General features: G+C 54.6%; 7 protein-coding genes and 1 pseudogene. 7 read left to right on the forward strand and 1 reads right to left on the reverse strand.

Annotated features, from left to right (window positions below; translation table 11 throughout):
• Positions 1–244: 244 nt before the first annotated feature.
• From pgtC to KHQ23_RS20055, 4 genes are all read left to right on the forward strand, one after another.
• Positions 245–1,465, forward strand: coding sequence for a phosphoglycerate transport regulator PgtC (gene pgtC / locus KHQ23_RS20040; RefSeq protein ID WP_047681482.1), 1,221 nt, complete (start codon positions 245–247; stop codon positions 1,463–1,465).
• Positions 1,466–1,476: 11 nt separating this feature from the next.
• On the forward strand, positions 1,477–3,471 hold the full coding sequence (pgtB, locus tag KHQ23_RS20045) for a two-component system sensor histidine kinase PgtB (RefSeq protein ID WP_004176164.1): 1,995 nt from the start codon (positions 1,477–1,479) through the stop codon (positions 3,469–3,471).
• Positions 3,461–4,711, forward strand: a complete 1,251-nt coding sequence (locus tag KHQ23_RS20050) for a sigma-54 dependent transcriptional regulator (protein ID WP_038989540.1) — start codon at positions 3,461–3,463, stop codon at positions 4,709–4,711. Before pgtB ends, KHQ23_RS20050 begins: the two co-directional genes overlap by 11 nt.
• A 127-nt stretch (positions 4,712–4,838) precedes the next feature.
• Positions 4,839–5,357 carry a GrpB family protein gene (locus KHQ23_RS20055; protein ID WP_032446046.1) on the forward strand — a complete coding sequence of 173 codons (519 nt, stop codon included), beginning with the start codon at positions 4,839–4,841 and terminating at the stop codon, positions 5,355–5,357.
• Positions 5,358–5,537: 180 nt separating this feature from the next.
• On the opposite strand, the gene KHQ23_RS20060 is transcribed toward KHQ23_RS20055, so the two are convergent.
• Positions 5,538–6,446, reverse strand: coding sequence for a LysR family transcriptional regulator (locus tag KHQ23_RS20060; RefSeq protein ID WP_002904893.1), 909 nt, complete (start codon positions 6,444–6,446; stop codon positions 5,538–5,540).
• 216 nt (positions 6,447–6,662) lie between these two features.
• On the opposite strand from KHQ23_RS20060, the gene KHQ23_RS20065 reads away from it, so the two are divergent.
• The 3 genes and pseudogenes from KHQ23_RS20065 to KHQ23_RS20075 form a co-directional block, all read left to right on the forward strand.
• On the forward strand, positions 6,663–7,649 hold the full coding sequence (locus tag KHQ23_RS20065; protein ID WP_004179872.1) for an aldo/keto reductase: 987 nt from the start codon (positions 6,663–6,665) through the stop codon (positions 7,647–7,649).
• A 46-nt stretch (positions 7,650–7,695) separates the two neighbouring features.
• The gene (locus KHQ23_RS20070; protein WP_046181659.1) at positions 7,696–8,877 is read left to right on the forward strand and encodes an aldo/keto reductase; all 1,182 of its coding nucleotides are present in this window, start codon (positions 7,696–7,698) and stop codon (positions 8,875–8,877) included.
• A gap of 65 nt (positions 8,878–8,942) precedes the next feature.
• A pseudogene (locus KHQ23_RS20075) lies at positions 8,943–9,209 on the forward strand (SMP-30/gluconolactonase/LRE family protein); the annotation flags it as partial.
• Between the last annotated feature and the right edge of the window lie 84 nt (positions 9,210–9,293).

Below are 9,293 nucleotides of genomic sequence, written 5' to 3' on the forward strand. Positions count from 1 at the left end.
GCAATTAATTTTGCGCTGGTTTTATGTCCGGCTTGTGCGGACACTAACAAATTGCCTAATCATTATCTGGTAATCTTTCCCGATATTCCCGGACGCCCGTTTGACTATTTTTCCGCTCGCGGCGATTAATTCACCAGATGTCATAAACGGGTAAGTTTTGTCTCAACGCGGTTTTTACGGTATTTCAATATTTATGAACGGGATCACAAACATATTTCTTCGTGGGGTCGGGATAGTGAGCAAAATGCTCGCGCTGCTGCTGCTGACCGCATGGCTGAGACCCTGTGCGGCGCAAGGCAATGAGCTGGTGATGGCGACGACATTTTCTCCCAGCGCCACCGTGTGGATTATCGATCGCTGGCAGAAAGAGCCGGGGTCGGTGATGATAAGGACGCTCAACCGCACCAGCGCCTCGCTGGAACAGTTGCTTGATACGGCAAATGCCGAAAATGTCGATCTGATCCTGACTTCGTCGCCGATGCTGCTGCAGCATCTTCAGGAGCATCAAAAACTGGCGCCGTTCAGCGGTGCGCCGGCAGTCAGCCAACATCTGGTGCCGGAATCCATTCGCTCCACCTCCGTGGCCGTGGCGATCTCCGGGTTCGGTTTGCTGATGAATCGCTCAGCGCTGATGACCCGGCATCTGCCTGCGCCAGCGGACTGGGATGACCTGACCGATCCCCGTTATCAGGGGGCGCTGCTGATGAGCAGTCCGTCGCGTTCGGATACCAACCATCTGATGGTGGAGTCGCTGCTGCAACAAAAAGGCTGGATTAAAGGATGGGAAACGCTGTTGACGACGGCGGGAAACCTCGTGACCATTTCATCCCGTAGCTTTGGGGTGGCAGATAAGATTAAAAGCGGCCTGGGCGTGGCTGGTCCGGTGATTGATAATTACGCCAATCTGCTGCTGAACGATCCGCACCTGGCTTTTACCTATTTCCCCCAGTCGGCGGTTTCGCCGACCTATGTCGCAGTGCTTAAAAACAGCCAGCACGCCAGCGAAGCGCGGCGGTTTATTCGCTATCTGTTAAGTCCGGAGGGCCAGACGATCCTCGCCGACGCTAATACCGGGAAGTATCCGGTAACACCGCTGGCGCCAGGCAATCCACGGGCGGCGCAGCAGGCAATGCTGATGAATCAACCGCCATTAAACTATCGATTGATCCTCAAACGTCAGCGTTTGGTTCAGCGGATGTTTGATACGGCGATTAGCTTTCGTCTTGCTCAGCTCAAAGACGCCTGGCGAGCGCTGCATAGCGCGGAGGCCCGTCTTAAGCGTCCGCTGCCCGAGATACGGGCGCTGCTCACCCGTGTCCCGGTGGATCCGGCCAGCAGCGAGGATGAAGCCTGGCTGGCTCAGTTCGACAACAAAAGTTTTGCGGAACAGCAGATGATGGAGTGGCAGCTCTGGTTTCTCAACAACCAGCGGCAGGCGATTACTAAACTGGAAGAACTGAAATGACGGACAGGTCCATGCTGCAACGCCTGCGGCAAATCAGTATCAGTAGCAGTCTGCGCGGGGCATTTCTGACGGGGGCGCTGCTTACGCTGATTGTCAGCAGCGTAAGCCTCTATTCCTGGCATGAACAAAGTTCGCAGATCCGCTATTCGCTGGATGAGTATTTTCCGCGCATCCATGCGGCTTTTCTGATTGAAGGGAATCTCAACCTGGTGGTCGATCAGCTCAATGAATTTCTGCTGGCGCCAAATACCACGGTACGACTGCAGCTGCGCAACCAGATTATCCAGCATCTGGACAAAATAGAACGGCTAAGTCAGGGGTTGTCGCCGGCAGAACGCCAGCAGTTGGGGGTGATATTGCAGGACAGCCGCGCGCTGCTGGCGGAACTGGATCGCGTGCTCTACAACATGTTTCTGGTTCGTGAAAAGGTGGGAGAGCTTGCGGCGCGGATCGACTGGCTGCACGATGATTTCACCACCGAGCTGAATTCGCTGGTGCAGGATTTTACCTGGCAACAGGGAACGCTGCTCGATCAGATTGAAGCCCGACAGGGGGATGCGAGGCAGTATCTGAAACGCGCCCGGGAAGTGCAGAATGAACAGCAGCAGGTCTATACCCTGGCTCGTATTGAAAATCAGATCGTTGACGACCTGCGCGACAGGCTCAATGAACTGAAATCCGGGAATGATGACGGCATGCTGGTGGAGACGCATATCCGCTATCTTGAAAACCTGAAAAAAACGGCGGATGAAAATATCCGTGCGCTGGATGACTGGCCGAGCACCATTACCCTTCGACAAACGATAGATGAGCTGCTGGAAATTGGCATGGTGAAAAATAATATGCCGGATACCATGCGCGACTATGTTAGCGCGCAAAAAGCGCTCGTGGAAGCCAGCCGGTCCAGAGAAGCGACGCTGGGGCGCTTCAGAACGCTGCTGGAAGCCCAGCTTGGCAGCAGTCACCAGCAGATGCAGATGTTTAATCAGCGTATGGCGCAGATTGTCCGGGTCAGCGGCGGGTTAATCCTGGTGGCGACCTTGCTGGCGCTGCTGCTGGCATGGGGGCTAAACCATTATTTTATTCGCTCGCGGCTGGTGAAACGCTTTACCGCGCTGAATCAGGCGGTGGTGCAGATTGGTCTGGGTCGGACCGAGGCGACCATTCCTGTTTACGGGCGCGACGAGCTGGGACGTATTGCCGGTTTGCTTCGTCATACCCTGGGTCAGCTTAATGCGCAAAAACAGCAGCTGGAACAGGAGATTGGCGAGCGAAAAGCGATTGAGGCCGATCTGCGCGCCACGCAGGACGAGCTGATCCAGACCGCTAAACTGGCGGTGGTGGGGCAGACGATGACCACCCTGGCGCATGAGATTAATCAGCCGCTGAACGCGCTGTCGATGTATCTTTTTACGGCGGGAAGGGCGATCGAACAGGGACAGGCGGAGCAGGCGCGGACGACGTTAAGCAAAGCAGAAGGGCTGATCAACCGCATTGACGCGATTATCCGCTCCCTGCGCCAGTTTACCCGCCGCGCAGAACTGGAAACGCCGCTGCATCCGGTCGATTTGCGTCAGACGTTTACCGTGGCGTGGGAACTGCTGGCGATGCGTCATAAGCCTCAGCAGGGGACGCTGGTGATACCGGATGACACTGTCTGGATCCAGGGGGACGAAGTGCGCGTCCATCAGGTGCTGGTGAACGTGCTGTCCAATGCCCTCGACGCCTGCCCGCACGCCGCGCAAATCACCGTGAGTTGGCAAATCCAGGGCGGAAGGCTGTGCGTGTTGATTGCCGATAACGGCCCTGGCTGGCCTGCGGCCTTACTCCCTTCGCTGTTAAAGCCGTTCACTACCAGTAAAACCGTGGGGCTCGGAATAGGGCTTTCGATATGTGTTTCGCTGATGACGCAAATGGAAGGGGCGTTGCGCCTGGCGTCGACGTTTACACGCAGTGCCTGCGTGGTGCTGGAATTCAATTTGACGGATGTAAAAGATGTTGAGTAATAACTGTTCGATTCTGCTGATTGACGATGATGCCGATGTGCTGGATGCCTATACGCAGCTGCTTGAGCAAGCGGGGTATCATGTCAGTGCCTGTAATAATCCGTTTGATGCTCGGGAGCAGGTTCCGAAAGACTGGCCAGGCATTGTTTTAAGCGATGTCTGCATGCCCGGCTGCTCCGGTATCGATTTAATGACGTTGTTTCATCAGGAGGACGATCTGCTGCCGATTCTGCTTATCACCGGTCACGGCGATGTGCCGATGGCGGTGGAGGCGGTGAAAAAAGGGGCCTGGGATTTCCTGCAAAAGCCGATCGATCCGGGCAAGCTGCTCACGCTGGTGGACGCCGCGCTGCGTCAGAGGCAATCGGTTATCGCCCGTCGCCAGTATTGTCAGCAAAAATTACAGGTTGAGCTTATTGGCCGCAGCCAATGGACGGTTCGGTATCGCCAGCGCCTTCAGCAGCTGGCAGAAACGGATATTGCGGTATGGCTTTACGGCGAGCCGGGAACCGGCCGCATGACCGGCGCGCGTTACCTGCACCAGTTAGGACGGCACGCTGAAGGTCCGTTTAACGCCTGCGAGCTGACTCCGGCTAACGCCCATACGCTTAATGAACTGATCGCCCAGGCCCAGGGCGGGACGCTGGTCTTAAGTCACCCCGAGCATCTGACTCACGAGCAACAGCATCAGCTGGTACAGCTGCAGAGTCATGAGAAGCGGCCTTTTCGCCTGATTGGTATCGGTAGCGCTTCGCTGGTGGAGTTGGCCGCCAGCAGCCAGATAGTGGCGGAACTCTATTACTGCTTTGCGATGACGCAAATTGGCTGCCAGCCTCTGTCAAAGCGACCTGATGATATCGAGCCGCTGTTTCATCACTATTTGCAAAAAACCTGTCAACGGCTGAATCATTCCGTCCCGGAGGTGGATGCTGGTCTGTTGAAGGGGATGATGCGCCGGGTGTGGCCAAATAACGTTCGCGAACTGGCGAACGCCGCCGAGTTGTTTGCAGTAGGGGTATTACCACTCGCAGAAACGGTTAATCCGCTGATGCACATTGGCGAGCCGACGCCGCTGGATCAGCGGGTTGAGGACGTCGAACGGCAGATCATCACCGAAGCGCTGAATATCCACCAGGGACGTATTAATGAGGTGGCGGAGTATCTGCTGATACCGCGTAAAAAACTTTATCTCAGAATGAAGAAGTATGGTCTGAATAAAGAGCACTACAAAGGGGTTTAGGGCATCTTGTCAGACGATGGTTGAAAATTATGAGGACAGATACAGATTATAAATGCCTTCAAGTCAGCAGAGGCGATTTATGTTATTGTGACTGCTTAAATTTCCTTAAAAGGTGTGACTGTTGAACATGCGAATATTGACTGTAGTTGATTATGATGAGATGTGGCCGGCTTTATTTGAGAACGAACGTACTCTGTTGCAGATGACGCTTGGTAAAGTGATATCCCGGATTCATCATATTGGTAGCACCTCGGTGCCTGGATTATCAGCTAAGCCAGTAATAGATATATTAATCGAAGTTGCTAATCTTGAAGAACTGGACAGTTTGAATCAGGCAATGGAGGGTATAGGATATACTGTGCGTGGTGAAAACGGCATTTTAAATCGTAGGTACTTTACAAAAGGTGGAAATCAGCGTAGTCATCATATCCATGCGTTTGCCACCGGGGATGCTCAAATCATAAAACACCTGGCATTCCGTGATTACCTTATTAAACACAATGACGTAGCCATTCAGTACGCTTTAATGAAAAAAAGCGCGATGTTATTATGTGAAAATGACAGCCACCGATACAGCATTTATAAAGCGGATTTCATTCAGAAACATCTTCGTATGGCGCTTATTGATGCGGGTCACCTGGGCTAGCCTTCAAATAAACTACAAACCATGTTTTTTTGTAATTTTTCACAGCGTTACCTCTTGTTTATCCATTATTAGCAAACAGCACGCCTTGCAGACTCCCTGCGGCTTCCTGCAACTGAGCATTCTGAATAAGCGACGGGGCGATAAAGCCGATAACGCATCGTTCAGTATGGAGGCACTATTTCACAACCCCAGCGGCCTGGCCTCCTGTATGAACTCAATCAGAAGGCGAAGCCCGGTCGGCAATTGCCGGCGGCTTGAATAATAGATATGAAAACCTTCCTCCAGTGGGGACCATTCCGTAAGCACCAGACGGAGCCGTCCATCCTTGACATAGGGTGCAACAAGAGGCTCCGGAAAATACATCAGGCCAGCCCCGCCCAATACGGCCACCAGACCCGTTTCGGCATGATTGACCGTCACTGAGCCTGGCACCGTCATTTGGTATGTTTCGCCGTCTCGCGCAAGTTCCCAGCGATAAACCCGATCGTCACCGAGACGATTGCTGATGCAGCGATGGTGTAATAAATCATCCGGATGTTCAGGCGTTCCGTAGCGTTCCAGGTAATCAGGGGAGGCCGCGATAACCCAGCGAATATCGGCAGATAAACGCCGGGCAACCATGTCCTCCGGGACGGTGCCACCGTAGCGGATGCCGGCATCGAAGCCCGCATCAGTCACGTCAACCATACGGTTGCTGGCCACAATATCGATTTCAATATCGGGATAGCGATCCATAAAAGCGGGCATGACCGGCGCAAGCAAAAGATTTGCCGCTTCAACGGCTGCATTGATGCGGATACGTCCGGTAGGGGTATTGCGATACCGGTTAAGCGATTCAAGCGCGCCTTCTATGGTGTCGAAAGGCTGAAGAACAGACTGAACCAGTTCCTCGCCGGCTGCCGTAGGGGTGACGCTCTTGGTCGTGCGATTAAGCAGGCGAACCCCAAGCCGGGTTTCCAGCCCCTTCAGGGCATGACTCAGCGCTGATGCACTGACGCCTAGTTCAATTGCCGCACGGCTGAAGCTGCGATGACGTGCAATCGCCATGAAATAAATAAGATCGGCAACATCAGCTCTGCTTATTTGCATACAGAATAGTTTTCCTTATGCGGCGTTAAAACCCGAATGCGTTGATGAAGAAATGATATACACCTTAGACCGATTAGGGCTAATCCGTTGCTGAATTTTTTTCACAAGTCCATTCATGCACGTCCACTCACTGTACACGTTGTGCTTCGTTATTCTTGAAAATCATGCGCTCTGGCTGGTAGGCCAGGGCGGAACACTCATCTAACGGAGCCGTTTATGAACTATACGCATCTTGGCCGCACCGGCCTGAAAGTCAGCCGCCTTTGTCTCGGAACCATGAATTTTGGTGACGTCACCGACGAGAAGACCAGCGCCCGCATTCTGGATGAGGCGCTTGAGGCGGGTATCAATTTCATTGATACAGCAGACGTGTATGGCACTGAACAATCTCCCGATATCCAGCAAGGCTCGGGGCTGTCCGAGGAAATTATTGGTCGCTGGCTTCAGCAGGGTGGCCGCCGTGAACGCATCGTTCTGGCGACAAAAGTCTATCAGCCTATGGGGCCAGGTCCGAACGATCGCCGGCTTTCTGCGTATCATATTCGCAAGGCCTGCGAGGACAGTTTGCGACGGCTTAATACCGACCATATTGACGTCTATCAGATGCATCACATCGATCGCCATACGCCGTGGGAAGAGATCTGGCAGGCCATGGAACTGCTTGTTCAGCAGGGAAAGGTTCTTTATATCGGTAGCAGCAATTTCGCGGGCTGGGACATTGCGACTGCGCAGTCAGTCGCCACGGCCCGTCATTTCCTGGGCCTGGTCGCCGAGCAAAGTCTTTATAATCTGACAGCCCGCACCATTGAGCTGGAGGTCATTCCCGCATGCCGCCATTTTGGCCTGGGGTTGATCCCCTGGAGCCCGCTTGCCGGAGGGCTGCTTGGCGGCGTACTGAAAAAGATGGCAAGCGGGCGCCGTGCCAGGCCCGCGTTTGCCCGTCTAATCGAACAGTATCGTCCGCAGCTGGAAGCCTACGAGGGATTATGTGAGGACCTCGGCGAAACCCCCTCCGATGTGGCCCTGGCGTGGCTCCTGCAGAATCCTGTCGTTACCGCTCCACTGATTGGGCCTCGTACGGTCGAACAACTCCAGCAAGCGCTTCACGCAACGACAGTCACGCTATCAGACGACACCATGAGCTGTCTCGACGAAATCTGGCCCGGCCCCGGGGGAGAAGCGCCCCAGGCTTATGCCTGGTAATGACCAAATTAATGAATCCTTTCTGCGTTAAAGGGAGTTCCAGTTTATGAGCAAGATGATGCATGACCAGCCTTCTGCTGCCGTACCCGCTTCCCGGGACCGGCGCAATTTTCTGATCGCCGGCGCCGGTCTGGCGTTGGCCGCAACCACCCTTGGCAGGAGCGGCGCCGTGATGGCGAAACCGGCTGGTCAGGACACGCCTAACGCCCCTTCGGAAGCTGTTCCGGTCCAGAAGGAAACCTTAACCACGCGTAAACTCGGCTCGCTGGAGGTTTCCGGCATGGGACTCGGGTGCCTGCCGATGGTGGGTTATTACGGCGGAGGTCCGCGCGATCGTAAAGCCATGGTTTCGCTTATCCGGGCAGCCTTCGAACAAGGTATCACGTTCTTTGATACTGCCGAGGTCTACGGCCCCCATCTCAGTGAAGAATTTGTCGGGGAAGCACTGGCCCCTGTTCGCGATCGTGTGGTGATTGCCACCAAGTTCGGCTTCGGCGTGGAGGAGGGGAAGCCCACTTCCCTTAACAGCCATCCTGACCATATCCGCCGCGCAGTAGAAGGCTCGCTAAAGCGTCTGAAAACGGACCACATCGATCTTCTTTATCAGCATCGCCCCGACCCGAATGTGCCGATCGAGGATGTGGCGGAAACCGTGAAGGCGTTGATCCAGGAGGGTAAAGTGAAACACTGGGGGCTGTCGGAAGCGAGTGCCAGGACAATTCGCCGCGCACATGCGGTACTCCCTGTGACTGCGGTGCAGAGTGAGTATGCCATGTGGTGGCGGGAACCGGAGACGCGGATATTTCCAACGCTCGAAGAGCTGGGTATCGGTTTCGTACCTTACTGCCCGACTGCCCGCAGCTTCCTTGCCGGAGCAGTCAATCCAAGCCAGCGGTTCGACAGCACCGATCGGCGGCATAACCTGCCACGCTTCCAGCCCGATGCCCTGGCCAAAAACATGGTGCTGCTTGAATTTGCGCAGTCGTGGGCCCGTCGCAAAAACACCACTCCGGTTCAGTTCGCGCTGGCCTGGGTAATGGCCCAGCGGCCCTGGATTGTCCCAATCCCGGGTACGACGCAATATCCGCACCTGATAGAAAACAGCGGCGCACCGCAAGTCCGGTTGACGGACAGCGAGCTACGCGAAATCGATGCGGCGCTTGCCAAAATCCCATTGCAGGGCGGTCGCGCCGATCCGTTTACCGAAAGTCAGTTTGATAAAAGTTAATACCTGCTGTCACAGGGAGACTGCAGGTGAAGTCTCCCTCTGTATTATTGCCGGGGATAAACCACATGAATGGACTAAATTATAACGCGCTTACATGCAGTGCCGTCCCCATACCGCCCTGGGAGCGTTCTCTTCAGACCGTGGAGGCCCAGCCGTACTTCAACGTTTCACAGGCGTCGCTCGTGCTCGAAGGGATCGTGTTCGATCGGAACAATAACCTGCTGTTTGTTGATGTGGCGACGGGGCGCGTGTTTAAGCTAACCCCGGAGCGGCAACTTTCCATTGTCCTTAAGGAGAATTCATTCGGTGCTTCCGGCCTGGCGGTACACAAAGTTTAAAAGCAGTGATCGCTGTGGTGAGACTGTAGCGCGGACATGTCTATTTGGTCAGAGGGAAGTGCGGACAAATTCCTGGAC

Origin of the sequence: Klebsiella sp. 64 (genome assembly GCF_018223915.1) — a bacterium.
In the GTDB taxonomy this organism is placed as follows: Bacteria; Pseudomonadota; Gammaproteobacteria; order Enterobacterales; family Enterobacteriaceae; genus Klebsiella; species Klebsiella pneumoniae.